The organism is Stenotrophomonas sp. SORGH_AS_0321 (assembly GCF_031453215.1).
Lineage (GTDB): Bacteria > Pseudomonadota > Gammaproteobacteria > Xanthomonadales > Xanthomonadaceae > Stenotrophomonas > Stenotrophomonas chelatiphaga.
This window is the reverse complement of the sequence record NZ_JAVIZG010000001.1, coordinates 3,632,939-3,648,069: the sequence shown is the minus strand read 5'-3', so window position 1 is coordinate 3,648,069 and position 15,131 is coordinate 3,632,939. Positions and strand designations below refer to the sequence as shown.

The 15,131-nt window shown below is 60.0% G+C and carries 9 protein-coding genes; 6 read left to right on the top strand and 3 right to left on the bottom strand.

What is annotated here, in order from left to right; translation table 11 throughout:
- The first annotated feature begins 43 nt into the window (after window positions 1-43).
- From QE373_RS16400 to QE373_RS16380, 5 genes are all read left to right on the top strand, one after another.
- The gene (locus QE373_RS16400; protein WP_309688553.1) at window positions 44-589 is read left to right on the top strand and encodes a hypothetical protein; all 546 of its coding nucleotides are present in this window, start codon (window positions 44-46) and stop codon (window positions 587-589) included.
- 2 nt (window positions 590-591) lie between these two features.
- Complete coding sequence (locus tag QE373_RS16395; protein ID WP_309688550.1) at window positions 592-1,542, top strand: XVIPCD domain-containing protein; 951 nt, start codon at window positions 592-594, stop codon at window positions 1,540-1,542.
- Window positions 1,543-1,912: 370 nt separating this feature from the next.
- Window positions 1,913-2,458, top strand: a complete 546-nt coding sequence (locus tag QE373_RS16390; RefSeq protein ID WP_309688547.1) for a hypothetical protein — start codon at window positions 1,913-1,915, stop codon at window positions 2,456-2,458.
- A 152-nt stretch (window positions 2,459-2,610) separates the two neighbouring features.
- Window positions 2,611-3,408, top strand: coding sequence for an XVIPCD domain-containing protein (locus QE373_RS16385; RefSeq protein WP_309688545.1), 798 nt, complete (start codon window positions 2,611-2,613; stop codon window positions 3,406-3,408).
- A gap of 776 nt (window positions 3,409-4,184) precedes the next feature.
- On the top strand, window positions 4,185-5,123 hold the full coding sequence (locus QE373_RS16380) for an XVIPCD domain-containing protein (protein ID WP_309688543.1): 939 nt from the start codon (window positions 4,185-4,187) through the stop codon (window positions 5,121-5,123).
- Window positions 5,124-5,158: 35 nt separating this feature from the next.
- Here QE373_RS16380 and QE373_RS16375 read toward each other — a convergent pair whose 3' ends face one another.
- Window positions 5,159-5,959 carry a hypothetical protein gene (locus QE373_RS16375; RefSeq protein ID WP_309688540.1) on the bottom strand — a complete coding sequence of 267 codons (801 nt, stop codon included), beginning with the start codon at window positions 5,957-5,959 and terminating at the stop codon, window positions 5,159-5,161.
- A 285-nt stretch (window positions 5,960-6,244) separates the two neighbouring features.
- Between QE373_RS16375 and QE373_RS16370 the strand changes: the two genes are divergently transcribed.
- Window positions 6,245-7,405 carry a YncE family protein gene (locus QE373_RS16370; RefSeq protein ID WP_309688537.1) on the top strand — a complete coding sequence of 387 codons (1,161 nt, stop codon included), beginning with the start codon at window positions 6,245-6,247 and terminating at the stop codon, window positions 7,403-7,405.
- A 1,565-nt stretch (window positions 7,406-8,970) separates the two neighbouring features.
- Here the strand turns inward: QE373_RS16370 and QE373_RS16365 are convergent.
- Complete coding sequence (locus QE373_RS16365) at window positions 8,971-11,184, bottom strand: RHS repeat-associated core domain-containing protein (protein ID WP_309688534.1); 2,214 nt, start codon at window positions 11,182-11,184, stop codon at window positions 8,971-8,973.
- Window positions 11,184-14,873 carry a DUF6531 domain-containing protein gene (locus QE373_RS16360; protein WP_309688531.1) on the bottom strand — a complete coding sequence of 1,230 codons (3,690 nt, stop codon included), beginning with the start codon at window positions 14,871-14,873 and terminating at the stop codon, window positions 11,184-11,186. Before QE373_RS16360 ends, QE373_RS16365 begins: the two co-directional genes overlap by 1 nt.
- Window positions 14,874-15,131: the final 258 nt, after the last annotated feature.

The following is a 15,131-nucleotide window of genomic DNA, read 5'->3' as shown; positions in this document are numbered from 1 at the left end:
AGCGCTCGCTGGCTGCAGCGATCCTGCCCCGTCGCCGCCGGTCGTGGCGCCGCTTGATGCCGCGCAGGCCGCGGCACGTACGCAGGTGCCGCTGACACGGCCCGTGGCGCTGGACAAACCGGGTGTGATCGCGGATCTGGAGTTTGATCTGCCGCCGCCGGGACCCTATGCGGATTCGACGCTGATCGTAGGGGTCAGGATCGAAGAGCAGAAGGCCAAGGCCATGCTCGCTCGTTCTGGCATGATCGCGAATGGCGGGCTTCCCGCAAGGATCAGGCTGCAGAATCTGAGCGGCACGCACCCATCGGACATCGTGCTTACGCGGATTGGCGATGATCTGCACGAACGAGTCCCTTTAGGTCCCGACGGACTTACGCCCGGTGTGCGGCAGGAGAGCGTAAATGGCGCAATGCTGCGAGACGTTGGACTGATCAAGCCGGGGACCATCTACAACGTCCTTGCATTCGGCTTCGCGGTAGCTCCTCCGCCTGGGAGATATCAGCTGAGTGTTGAGTTGCTGGAGGAGCGACCCCAGCTGGAGGGCCAGCAGGCCGAACTGGTCATCGCCTATAACGGGAAGTCGAAATAGTCATGGACAAGAACCAGCCCTATACCGTGACCATCTATGTAGCTGCCCCAGGAACAAAGCTGCTCGATGCGAAGCAGCCGGATGTCGTTCGAGGAACTTCGATGACAGGCCACATGTACCTGGAGACGGCGCACGGCAATGATCGAGCAAGTGCCGGCTGGCAGCCGGACGGCCCCATCCCGGGTGGCGGCTTCTCTGGGGCTCCTGTCACAAGCGATGTGCGTACCTACGCCGATCCCTACTACGCCCGAACGATCGAGGTGACACAGGAGCAGTTCGACAAGATACGGGAGTTCTCGACTTCCCCTCAGGAGCACGGATTCGATTCTTCGTATAACGCTTTCACGAACAGCTGCACCGATTTCGCATGGGGCGCTCTGAACCACGCAGGACTTCACGCAAATGTGGGTCCTGTTTCCTTCGAAAAATTCGAGGGCGTCATGCAGCCCACGAAGAACATCCCCGCCATCGAAAGCATCAAGGCGCCCTTCCCGGAGAGCGATCTGAACAAGGTCGAGCGCAACCCGATGCCGGAACGCGACTGGAAGCAGTTCCTGCTGTCCGACAACGACCGCACGATGATGGACCAGGTGAACCGCGGCGTGGCGTCTCTGGATGCTGCCCACGGGCGCACCCCCGACGAAACCAGCGAGCGCATGTGCGGCAGCCTGTTCTGCCTGGCCAAGGAAAGCGGCCTGTCCCGCGTGGACCACGTGCTGCTCAGCCAAGCCAATGAGCAGGGCCACGCCGGCACCAATGTCTTCGTTGTACAGGGCGACCCATCAGACCCTGCCCACCTGCGTGCCAGCATGCCCACCGCGGTCGCTGCGCAGACGCCGGTAAGTGAATCGATGGAGCAGGCGCAGCAGATCAGCCAGTCGCAACAGCAGGTGGCCGTGCAGGAACAGACCCAGGTGCAGGAACAGCAGGCGGCCGTGCAGCGGATGGGGTGATCCTTTGGAGCCCATTGGAAGCGACAACGTTTGCCCTGTCGGGCACGGCCCTGCAGAAGCCAGTTCCGACCGCTCTATTTCTCGCCCTTGCTGGTCTTGCCGAAGCGCCCCGAGACCCATGGGACGCACACCAGTGCAGCCAACGTCAGCAGGGAGGCATGAAGCGCGACACTCATCACCCTCAGCTGAGTCGCTTCCCTTATGCTCGGCAAGACAGGACACCTACCCCGCCCGTCCTACAGCGACGGCACGCCACGTATAGGTATGCATCATGCTGACATCGGCACCAGGCCGCCTTCGAACTACTGCGCTCTCTGTCGCACTGGCCGCCCTTGCTGCCTGCAGTGGATCAGCGCCCGATGCACCTGCTGTGGCGCCGCTTGATGCCACGCAGGCCGCCGCACGCACGCAGGTGCCGCTGACGCGGCCCGTGGCGCTGGACAAGCCGGGTGTGATCGCGGATCTGGAGTTTGATCTGCCGCCGCCGGGGGAGCTGGCGTGGTCGTCGCTGATTATCGGGGTACGAATCGAGGGAACGGAGGTGAAATCCTTCATCGCCTACTCTGACCTGATCGTCCGTGGCGGTCTGCCGGCTCGGGTCCATCTGCAGCGTATCGAGGGTGAGCAGAGGAATGATGTTCCACTGCTGCGCATTGGGCCTGATCTGCGGGAGCGCATCCCCCTTGGCGAAGACGGATTCACGCCCGGTGTGAGGGCCGCCGGGCTGGATGGCACGATGCTGTACGAGGCGGGTTTGGAGCGCGAGGACGTTCTGTCCAAAATTCTTTCCTTTGCCCGTGCAGCTAGCCCGCCACCAGGAAGATATCACCTGCGCGTAGAACTCTTGGAGTCACGCCCCCAGTTGCGGGGGCGTCCGGCGGAATTGATTCTTGGATATAACGCAAGAGCGAAATGAGCATGAGCAAATCCGATCGCTACACCGTGACGATATACGCCGCAGCACCAGGTACACGATTGATCAATCCGGAGGAGCCCGATGCGCCGCGTGATACTTCTCTGACAGGCCATATGTATTTGCAGGTGGACAACGGAAAAGAGAAAGAGAGCATGGGGTGGCAGCCTGACAAGCGCGTCGACGGCGTCTACACGGGCAAGGTCTCGCTCTTCGACGCGGAGAGTTACGTAGATCCGTACTACGCGCGCACTATCGAGGTCACCCGGGAGCAGTACGAGAAGATCCGTGAGTTCGGCGCCGAGCCCACGAGCTTCGGCTTCGACCCGAAGTACGACGCCTTCTCCAACGGCTGCACCGATTTCACCTGGGGTGCGTTGAACCATGCCGGACTGCACATGCAGGTCGGGCCGATCCCGATCGAGCGACACGAGGGCGCACTGAAGCCCTTGAACAACATCCCCGCCATCGAAAGCATCAAGGCGCCGTTCCCGGAGAGCGACCTGAACAAGGTCGAGCGCAACCCCATGCCGGAACGCGACTGGAAGCAGTTCCTGCTGTCCGACAGCGACCGCGTAATGATGGACCAGGTCAACCGCAGCGTGGCGTCTCTGGATGCTGCCCACGGGCGCACCCCCGACGAAACCAGCGAGCGCATGTGCGGCAGCCTGTTCTGCCTGGCCAAGGAGAATGGCTTGTCCCGGGTGGACCACGTGCTGCTCAGCCAAGCCAATGAGCAGGGCCACGCCGGCACCAATGTGTTCGTGGTCCAGGGCGATCCATCAGACCCCGCCCACCTGCGTGCCAGCATGCCCACCGCGGTCGCCGCGCAGACGCCGGTAAGTGAATCGATGGAGCAGGCGCAGCAGATCAGCCAGTCGCAACAGCAGGTGGCCGTGCAGGAACAGACCCAGGTGCAGGAACAGCAGGCGGCCGTGCAGCGGATGGGGTGAGTGGGCCACGCCGCTTTCAGCCGTCGCTACCTGCCGTTCCCCAGCACATGCCGACCAAGGTCGGCACTAGCGGCTGTCCATCATGCCGAAGATGTATTTTATCCGGAGTACTCTGGAATGCCGATGCGATCAATCAAGTTTGTCCTGTCAGCACTGGTGCTCTGTGGCTGCGGCGCCATGCTGGTGGCCTGCCAGCCAGCAAAGGAGCCGGAGACTACGGCCAGAACTGGACCTGTAGCGCCGCGCGAGGACGTCGTGCCGTTGGTCAGGCCGTTGTCACTGACTGCGATGGCCGAGCCGTTGATCGTGGAGTTCGAGCTTCCTCCTCCTGGGGCTGACTCGAGCAGCACGCTGACGATCGGACTTCGCCTTACGGGTGCAGATGAGGCTGCCTCGGCCGCAATAGCGCGCGTTGTTTCGGAGTCAGGCTTGCAGGCGGAGCTGGAACTGACTCGCACTGAGTCCGGTAAGCAGATAGTGGTTCCCTTGGTTCGAAGGGAGTTTCGAGGTCACGGGCCATCAGAGCTCGTGTCAGTAGGACCGGATGGTCGCGTCCCGCGCGTGGTACATACAACCGTCGACCGGATATCCGTTGCAGAGGCCGGGATATCAAGTGCTGCACCGAGCAGCAGGTCCTTGGCGTTTGCATGGGCACGTGAGGCGAGGCCTGGAACCTACACGCTGCGGCTGAAGCTGATCAATCCCCAGCCTGAGCTTGCTTCAGTAGATGCTGAGCTTCTGTTGGCTTACCAGTACAGGGGAAAGTGAGGGGAAACATGCAAAAGAGGTATACGGTTTCCATCTATGTTGCGGCCCCTGGGACACCCATCGAAGGTGCCGAACCTTCGGCGGCTGGCCACGTTTATTACGAGACGTCAGACGGAATCAACAGCTCCAGCTATGGCTTTGCCCCCATTGCTCATGGCGTGGTAACTGGTCCAGGTGAGGTAAAGAGAGATGACGTTCAGAAGTATGAAAATCCGTTCTACACGCGCACGATGGAAATCAGCAAGGCACAGTACGAGAAGCTGATTGAATTCGGGGAAGATCCCAATGGATATGGGTTCAGCAAGGAGTATCACGGCGCCTTCAACAGCTGCATCGACTTCACATGGGGCGCACTGAACCATGCAGGCCTGCATCGTACGAACTTGGTCTTCATGCAGGATCGCGACTTTGAGGGCTCGCTCAAGCCGCTCAGCAACCAGCAATACATCCGCAGCATTCGAGCACCCTATCCCGACAGTGAACTGAACAAGGAGGAGCGCAACCTGATGCCCGAGCGCACCTTCCTGCAGCGCTTCATCAGCGAACAAGATATGCCGGCCGGTGATCGGGAAATGCTTGAGTCCATCCGTGGCAAAGTAGCTGTAATCGATGAGCAGCACGGGCGCACCCCCGACGAAACCAGCGAGCGCATGTGCGGCAGCCTGTTCTGCCTGGCCAAGGAGAATGGCTTGTCCCGCGTGGACCACGTGCTGCTCAGCCAAGCCCATGAGCAGGGCCACGCCGGCACCAATGTCTTCGTTGTACAGGGCGACCCATCAGACCCTGCCCACCTGCGTGCCAGCATGCCCACCGCGGTCGCTGCGCAGACGCCGGTAAGTGAATCGATGGAGCAGGCGCAGCAGATCAGCCAGTCGCAACAGCAGGTGGCCGTGCAGGAACAGACCCAGGTGCAGGAACAGCAGGCGGCCGTGCAGCGCATGGGGTGAGCGGGCCGCGCTGCTTTCGGCCGCTGCTATGCGTTCTACCGCACCTCATACCGCCCGATCAGTGCACGCACCCCATCTTCCATGTGCTTCCAATCTTTGAGCCACGACCGCTGGTAGCTCATCTGGATGAACAGCTTGCGGCCTGGATCGATGAAATAGTGGATGCAGCTGGCGAGCTGGGTGGCATCGTTCGCTGCAGGATCGCCAGCGGTCTGCCCGCCGGCTGATGGCAGCGCGGTGTGCGGTCGGTCGCAGGAAATGAACGTGCCGACCCGACCATTGGCGGCACGCGCGATATACCAATCCGGCTCGAAGGCTGGCGAGCGCGGCAGCGATTTTCCGTAGCGGGTAAGGTAGTCGCGCGCATAGGTGTCCATCAGCTGTTCATTGATGGTGGCCGGTGACAGCCCCCACTGTTCGGGCTGTTGCACCCGCAACTCCAGGCGCTCACGAGGATCACGGCGCTCCAACGATCCGACCACACTGCGATCGTCATTGACCAGCCTGCGTTCCAGCATCGCATTCACCGTGATGCCTTCTGGTGATTCGATGGTGACGGGCACATCCTGCAGCATCGCCTGCACCCCAAAGCCAGTCTGGGGGCGAGATGCTTCCATGCGCGGCGTCATCGAAGGTGCCAGCAACGTCAACTCCACCGGACCCCGTGGAGGCGGCCCATCGGGCCCGTCAAGCTGGCTCACGGGCCAGCGGTAGACGAACCCGCCCAGGGTGACCTCGGCGGTTTCAGGCGGGCTTGCCGCGTAGGCCATGGGGCCCAGTCCGGCCAGCAGGATCGGGGCGAGCAGCAGGCATGAACGTACCGATGGTGTAGCCATGAAGAATCTCCGCTCAGGTTGGGCGGTTGGACTATGGACATCCCTGCATGGACGTGAACCTGACTGATCGCTTGGCGAGGCCGAAGCGGGTGGAGCGCGTCGCAGCCGCCATAGGCCGTGCGCGAGCGGCTGTGCGGATGCCGCGAGCAGAGAGCTGGGTTACCATGTCGCCCTCAGCCAGCCTGCCCGCGCCGTCGTCGTGTGGCCGGCCGCTTCGGTGTTTCTGCACTGCATACGCGGCCGCGCGAGCCAAGGATCTCTCCTGACTCACACAAGGACGCTGGAATGAATTCGATCTTCTCCAAGACCCCGGCCATGGCCCGACGCTGCACCGTCGCTGCTCTGGCCGTGGCGATTGCCGCCGGCATGGCCGCACCCGCCGCCCACGCCGCCACGCCGACCGCCAGCAGTGCCGCCGTCGTACAGCGCAATGCCGTGGCGCAGGGTCTGTACGAACTGGCCTACAGCGCCAGGCAGGGCGCGGTGTATGTGGCCTCCTCCGGTGGCTTCGGCGATGGCGCCGGCCCGGCCCAGGTGCTCAAGCTGGACCCGTCCACGCTGGCCGTGCAGGCCACCATCCCGCTCGAGCGCAAGGGCTTCGGCGTGGTGCTCGACGATGCCAACGACCGCCTGTATGTGGGCAACACCGTGGACACGTCGGTGACGGTGGTCGACACCGCGCAGGACAAGGCGATCGGCATCGTGCAGTTGATGGAAAAGAAGGTCGGCAAGGACGGCAAGGCCAGCTACACACACGACCTTCGCGAGCTGGTGGTGGACGGCGGCAACCACCGCCTGTACGTCACCGGGCACTCCGGCGAGGGCAGCGTGCTGTTCGTGGTGGATACGCAGTCGCTGAAGCTGCTGGATACCATCCCCGGCCTGGGCAACGCAAAGGCCCCGGGCTTGGCGCTGGATGCGGCCAACAAGCGCGTTTACACCAGCAACCTGTTGGGCGAAGTGGTGGTGGTGGGCACTGACACCGGCAAGGTCGAACAGCGTTACAAGGTCAGCGCCGAGCAGCCGATGAACATCGCACTGGATCCGGCCGGCCCGCGCCTTTTCATCACCGACCAGGGATCGGAGATGATCCGCAAGTACCAGGGGAGCAGCATCGAAGGCTTCGCGTCCACGCACCCCGGCAAGCGCGTGCTGGTACTGGACCGCTCCACCGGCAAGGAACTGGCCAGCATCCCGGCCGACGCCGGCACCCTGGGCATCCTGCTGGACGCACCGCGCAAGCGCCTGTACGTGACCAACCGCGAAGCCGGCACGGTGACCGGCTACGACAGCAACAGCTACCAGAAGATCGGCGAGTGGTCGGTGCCCACGCACCCGAACAGCCTGGCACTGGATGCCAGGAACAACGTGCTGTACGTAAGCATCAAGAACGGCGACAAGGAAGAAAAAGGCGCACAGGAAAGCGTAGCGCGCATCGCCCTGTAACCCGGTATCAACGGCCACAAAGGGTGGGTGACGACCGTTGGTCGTCACTGATCCTTGCGGCGCCCGTTCAGCAGCTTCTGCACCTCACCCTGACCACAGAGGGGCACTCATTGATCCTTGCTGGATCAACTACGTGAGTCGCCGCGTCTGATCTCTGAATAATTCGCATGCAGGTAAGCGGCAACCGGCCAGCACAGGGAAACGAAAACTGCCAGTGAGAATGCGACGACAAGCCAGTCCTTCGCGACCATACCTAGAACTATCGGAACGCCTAAGACGGCAAATGCAATGTGGACGTAAACTATGAGTAAAACGTATCTCCCGTAGTACACCTCCGAAACAATTTTCTCGCCGCAGGCCCAGCAACTCGTGACCTGGGATCGATTGATCGCCGTCAATACGCCGAACCTCTGCTTACGTGTTCCGCACGACGGGCAGGTGGTTGTGAAAAGCGATGTCATTGGCAGATATCCTAACCGACAACCACTGCAGGAGTAATTGCATCTGGCGGTCGGCTGGCAATTAAAGGTCATGCTGCGTGCACCGCTGGGCGCTGCACCACGGTGGTCTAGCCCCCACGCCTATTGAGAAAGTTCACCAGACACACAACCGAGAGAAGAAGGGAAAAGCAGCCCAGGTAGCCTAGTAAGTAGTGCCGGAAGAACAGTTCCTGTCCTTCCACAACCTTGACGGCCATCAGTGCGGCGCATACGCCGAAGATTGCGAAAGTCACCGTCGCGTTTATGAGATGAATGCTGTTCTTATTCACTGCTATCACCTTCATGTGCAGGCTTGAGCGGCGTGTTGTTGACGGGGTCGATGCGGCCAACCACGGATAGACCTAGACCGACAACTACAGTGATAGCTCTGCCCGACGCCTCATATCGTCTGTTTCAAGCGTTCTGGCAGGCGCGCTGATAATAAAATGAAGTGTTATTTTCATGGAGCACGGATGCGTCAAGGACGATGTTTATTAGAGGGAGGTCGCCTACATATAGGTTGAAGATTTATCAGAGTAAGGTAAGTGCTCGCTGATGATTCGGTCTTGAGGATTTCAACGAACGAATATCTTGGGAGGGAGCTTACATACGTCCTGTATGGGCGTCCGTACCGAGTAAACTAGGCCCGACAGTAGAGGGGGCTGCCTCGATCTGTATGCCATATAGTCCCTGCATAAATCTTTGTCGTGCTACCTCGCTTCGTAAGTTCAATTTCGTGCGAGAAATTTCCATCGCAAAACCTAAGTCGTCGCGAACTTGAGGTCGCGTGATCGTCGCGCAGTCGCCAATGCGAGCTTTTGGAAAGGTCAATGAAGTGAGACGCTGCCTCATCCCGATTCAATTCCACTGTGGAGCTCCTGGCGGCCCCAATGTAGGTGCCGCGGGAAAAGAAAACAAAATCGCTCCAGTCACCACCCGGGGGTAGCTCAATGTGACTTGCCGCCGTCGCCAACTGAAGATTAGTAGGCTTGTTCCTCCAATCCCCATCCAGTACGCCGCGAGATACAAATAGCCAGGAATAAGAAATTGCGATAAACGCTAATATTCCAATAATCAGTCTAATCTTCACCAGCCTCCCCCCCATTCTCCATCGTAGCGGGATATCTCGCCGGGTGAGAATCCGCCACCTAGTCCAATGCCGATCTCGGTTGAAGAGCCTCCACCAGGCGACATGTTGATCCCGCCGCCGATTCCGCGGTAGCCCCCGGCACCGGACATACCGAAGCCTTCGAGGTGCCTGTCGACCTCTGAGCCCGTGGGGACCTCGCACTGGTTCAACCAGCCGACGCTAATCGATGCCTGCAGTCGACCATTAGGCCTTGGATAGGGACGGCTAAGCCCGCCACTTGCGAACATTGCACCGCTCTTAGAGAAAGATCTGGCTGCTCCAAAAACATAAAATGAGACGCTAACCTTGATGAAGTCTGGGGGGCGAATGTTTCTTCCATCCTCCCAGCTCAGCCTGTGGCCGCCATTGTTGAACGAGCCCACGGTTTCAAGCCCTAGTGAGTCAATATTTGAAACAGGGTTGCCACTTGCGTACGCGTAAGTGTTGGTTCCTCCATGCAAGCCGATGGGATCACTCTGCACATATCGCCCACTCTCCGCATCGTAATCCCGGAAGCCGTTGTACCAAAGCCCTGTCTCGGCATCGTAGTACTGCCCTGGGAAACCGATGTTAAGTCCGCCGATGCTGTCTTGGGTAACGCTCCGTCCATACGCGTAGTTGTAAGCCTTCCATACAACCGAATGATTTCTGTCGGTTGCATATTCCGGCCGCCCCAGATGGTCGTTGTGGATGTTGAGCACGTTGCCGTTGCGCACCAGGCCTACCAGTTCGTTCCCGAACCACAGGTAGTTCGTCCACAGCCCGTCCGTCTGCTCGGCAAGCAACTGGTTCTGACCAGCGTAGAAGTAACGGCTTGTGCTGGTTGCACTGTGCTTGCTGACACGCTGCCCCTGAGCGTTGAGCAGGTAATCGGTAACACGCCCATCGACGTTGCTTCGCTCCATCCGGTTGAAGGCGCCATAGTCATAGGTCGTAGTCCGACCGCCATGCGTCTGACTGATGCGGTTGCCCAGGGCATCGTACTGATAGCGTCGAGTGCCCGACGGATCAATAGCTTCCAGCAGTCGATTGCTTTGAGAATCGATGACAAAACGCGTCAAGTCAGCGCCTGTCTGGATGCCTATCAAATTGCTGCCAGCATCGTGGGAAAGCTGGCTGTGCACGCCATTGCGGCTCTGTGATCCCAGTCTGCTCAGCCGATCGTAGCCAAGGTTCTGACTGAGGCTGCTTGTACGTGCGTCTGAAATCTGGGTGATCTCGTTATCTGGACTGTAGGCATAGTCGAGATAGCTCATCCAATCGCTAGGTCCTCTTACTGACATAGCGGTCATCCGGCCGTCGAGATCGTGGTTGTATCCCCTGCCAAGGCCGTTGCCGTAAGACAGCCATGCTCTGGCACCGGTAGCTTTCAGCTGCACGCCATTGATGACTCCATGGGTACTGCCACCTCCACTTACAGAGAGTGAGTTGAGGTTGCCGCCAGCGGCGTAGCCATAATCCGCCACGGCTCCGTCCGGGTAGACGATTCTGGCGGGCCGACCCAGAGCGTCGTACTCGTAGCTGGTGGAGTTCTGCGAGTGCGTGCCGCCGAACGTGATCCAGTCGATTCTTGCAGTCAACTGTCCTTGAGCGTTGTAAGCAAAGTTTGACTCAGTTCCGGGAGCACGGAGTCCACAGAGCCTGCCTTTACCACTGCTGCAAGTATCGTACACATAGGCCAGTTGCTGGCCATCGGAATTGGCGGAGAGCATTCGCCCCAGCCCATCGTAGTTGTAGGTCGTGCTGGAGCCATCGTTGCGCGTCGTCGCAGTGAGCAGGCCGGTTGCATCGAAAGTATGCGAGGTGGTGCCGGTATCGGGACTGTTCTGGCGCCACAACTGACCGAATCCATCATAGGCATATGTCGTAGCCAGGCCGCGTGGATCCACCACGCGCGTCGCGCGGTCACCGAGGTCGTATGAGAAGCTGGTGGTTCCGCCCGCGGCATCAATCTGCCTGAGCAGCCTCCCACGCGGGTCGTATTCCATGCGCGTTACGCGGTTCTGCGAGTCGGTGACCTGGGTCAGACGATCCTCTGCGTCGTAGGCATAACGTACGTTCTGACCGCTGTTACCGCGCTCGGCAATCAGTCGGCCCATTTCGTCGTATTCGTAGTTCACACTGAACACGACGCTGTTAAGGCCCATCAGGGCAAGGGTCAATGCGGACATCAGCGTCCTCCTTCCTTGGCATCCAGTCCAACACCTGGGGCGACGCGGCGTGGGTCCTCACAAATGCGGCCGGTGCAGATGGGCAGATTGTTGTGCACGGTTACACCGGTCGTGGAGCGAGGACCCCATGCTGTGCCGTTGGTCGCCATCTGTGCGGAGTACTCAAAGTAGCGACCGCCATTTCCTGGATTCTCAGGAGAAATGCGGCGACTGAAGGTTACGATCTCTCCCGGCTTTACAGGCGCACTCAGCTGCATGTTCTCGGTGAGATGGATGAAGCCCCACGCAAGGTAGGTATCGCCATACCAGACCACATTGCCCGTGTTGCGCACTTGTGCGGAAAGTGTGGTGCCTTCACCGTTAGTGATGTTATCGGGCGTCGTGTTGAAACTGAGATTCTCCGCCGTGCGCACGATCGATGGCACGCTGTATGTGCCGGAGTTGTTGATCGTGAGGTTCGCCTGACCGAACGGCGAGATTCCATGAATGTAGATCGCCTTTCCGCCGTGTGCGCTACGAGTCGATAGGTCCAGTGGCAAGCGGAACCGGTAGTTTTGGCCGTGGCTCTGACACGCATTGGCGACTTCCGGTCCGGTTGCCAGATCCGCGCGACCAACCCCCGCAAAGCTTCCGGTACCCGCGGAGCCGCCGACATAGGCATGGACATCGATCGAACCCGCGTGTCCAACGGAACAGGCCCAGCCCTCCACGAAGTAGTTCCAGTTTTCGTCCCGTGTGACGCCACCTATATCTCCCGCGACGGGTGCAGATGGGACAGCGTGAGCCCCAGACTGCTCGATAAGGGGATTGTCGTGGCCGAATGGTGAGATAGCATGGACGTAGATCGGCTTCCCTGCGTGCGCGTGTCGTAATGCAAGGTCGATAGGGACTGCGAAGGCGTAGGCATTCCCGCCGCTCTGACACGCGTTCGCTACCCCAGCACCCGTCGGCCTATTTGCTACGACGTCAAACGCGAGCGCACCATTTCCGGCCGGACCGCCGGCATAACCATGGACTCGGACAGACTGTGCCGAGCCGACCGAGCACGCCCAGCCTTCCAAGAAGTAGTTCCAGTTCGCGTCGCGATTCAGGGCATCTACGCGGCCGATGACGGGTGCCTCCGGGATCGCATGGGAACCTGAACCGGCGAGTGCCACATTGTGGCTACCACCGAGGGGAGAGATCCCAAAAACCGTCAGCTTCTTGCCGCCCAATTGGTGGCGCTGGGCGAGGGTGATCGGGATATTGAATCTGTAATTGCTCCCGCTCGCGCCACAGGCGGCCGCCACACCAGGTTCGCTGGGCTGGTCTGCGGTGAACGCACCGAGGGCGACCCCGTTGTCAGCGTAAGCGTGAACGTCAATCGAGCTGTTCGATCCGGAGGTGCAGGCCCAGCCTCGGACGGACCAGTTCCAGTTCGCATCGTGGGTAATCGAGTCGACGGCGCCGGTAACCGCGCTCCCCATAGGAAAGTCGGCATGGCGCACTTCGGTCCGCGTCAGGTTCGACGCGTTGTCATAGCTGTTGTATGTCCACGCATAGGTTCCATCGCCCATTGGCCGTACTTCCTGCATGAGCCGCTTTGCCGCGTCATAGCTGAAACGTGTGGTCACACCATCCGGGCGGGTCATGCTTGCCACATTGCCGGCCGCGTCGAAGGTGGTACTGGACGTCGCCCAGCCGGTACCTATGCTCTGCCTCTGCGACGTTACGCGCCCGCGAGCATCGTAGGTGATCTCGGTGACCTCACCGTTTGTGCCGGTGATCCTTCGTGGCAGGCCCAATGCGTTGTAATTCGCGTAAGTAACCTGATGGCCGAGCGCGTTCCGGACCGATGCCAGATCGCCCTGGCTGTTGTAGGTCTCGGTCACGTCGTCCTGGGCAAGGGGGCCATCCGTCTTGACGGTGGCCTTCAATCCATTGGAATGATAGGTGTATGTGAAGCGAAGCACGCGGCTCTGCTGGGACTGGCCATTGCTACTGAGATTCTTTGTTGTAACCGTGGCCACATTGCCACGGCTGTCATAGGTGTAAGTGACCTCGTGATCGCCCTGAACGGTCATCTTGATTAGACGATTCGTTGTGGCGTCCCATTGCCACTGCGTGGTACGGGCGGCGCTACTCCCCACCGCCTCCACCCGCTTGAGCATGAAGCCCTTGGCGTTGTAGTCGTAGTCGGTAAGGTTGTCCGCGAAATCATGGACAAGATCAGGGTAGCCATTGGCATCGTAGGACGCTTCTTTGAAGCTCGCCGGGCAGCGCGGCGATGCATCGCCGGTCACTGATACCTGTTTGCCATCGTCATAGGCGGTAGTGGTGCGCCTGCCCAGCGGGTTGGTCGTGGTGACCTGGATCTTCACCGGGCGCTGCTTGGTTCCCGTCGTGCTGGCGACTGCGTTCATTGGCAAGCCTGCGCTCATGCTCGCGGGAACAAAGCCACCGCCGGGAAGGGAGCGCGGCACGTAGCAGATTTCACCGCCGGGACGCGGCTCGCACCAGGGCGCCTCCGGTTCGGTGCCGCCGGTCATTGGCTTCCCGGGGGCAACGGGGGCAGGGGGCGGGCTCACAGCCTCGGTGCTAAGCACGGAATAACCGAAGGTATAGCGTTCGACACCGCCGGCATGTTCGGACAGGGTTGCGCGCCTGTCGGCGTCGTAGGCGAAGGTGGAGTAGCGGACGCCGTTGAACGACTTACCGGTGAGTCCACCCGCGAACCGCCCATCCTCGTAGTGGTAGGCAATGGTCGTTGCGGGCGTTCCGGGCAAGGTAGTGCTGGCTAGCCTTGCCGTGCCACTGCCGAATGCGTTGGCGGTGTAGGTGTATCGGTAAATTGCTCCCGCCGGATCGGTAACTTGGGTAAGCTGCCCGTTGGTCCAGCCGAGGGTGATCTTCCTGCCAGACGAATGGGTGACGGTCTGCAGGTAGCGGTTGTTATAGGCGAAGGTCCACTTCACTCCCTGCTCGTTACGGCGCTCCGTAATGAAGCCTTCTACGTTATAGATCTCTATGCCGCGGTCTTCGTTGAAGAGCGTAAGCACGCCGCTGCCGTCGCGTGTGATGTAGGCAACCGGCTGGGCTTTGTCTTCGTACCAACGACCACTGGCGGTATCGAGCAGAAACTTGATGCGTCGGCCGTCGGGACGTTGCGCCCATAGGATGTTCTGGGCGTCAGAGTAGACCAGCGAGTAGTCGAAGTTGCTCAGCCAGTGGCGGCCGAACAGACCGGTGGCGCTCCAATGATGGTTGTAGGTGCGCTGGAGGTAGAGGCCCATCTCGCCGTTACTGGCGAAGTCGACTTCATGCTCCACCTTGTTGCCGGTGTAGAGAACTACTGGGTTCCCTTCAGTTGACTGGCCAGTTGCCTGTTTGCTTTCGCAAGCATCACGCTTGTCGTCTGTTTCTTGCTCCTTGGACGACTTGGCAGCCAAGAATGCCCCGCGCGCTCCGCCGTCACCACCAGGAGCAAAACGTGGAGAGTAGAAAAAATTCTGCGTAGGCCTCTTCTCCGATACATTAATTCGTTCTAGATCGGTCGTACGGGTTCCGCCGTTGCCATCTAGTACTGAGCGAATACGGATGCCCTTTGCTGCCTCGGTGTCTGATGAGGCCGCTGACGCAATATGATTCATTGGCATCATCGCAAGCAGCGTTGCAACGTTTAAAAATAGACCTCGCTTGCACAACACCATTCTTCTCATCCCCTGAGTCGGAGGCATGGCGCGTACTGCGCCTTCCTTGCGCCTTTGATAACCTGAATACTATGTGAACTTCTGGTGAAATCCAACTGGGCGCAAGTGTGTCTTGCTTCGAAGGTACAGAGCAGCGCCAAAAGCGACAGATGGAGTCTGTACGCTTGCGTATGAGCGAAATCTGCCAAGCAGTTTTCACTCGGATTCAGGTCCTCAGTTGCTCCACTTGATACCGGAATGCGAGAAGTGGGAACCGAT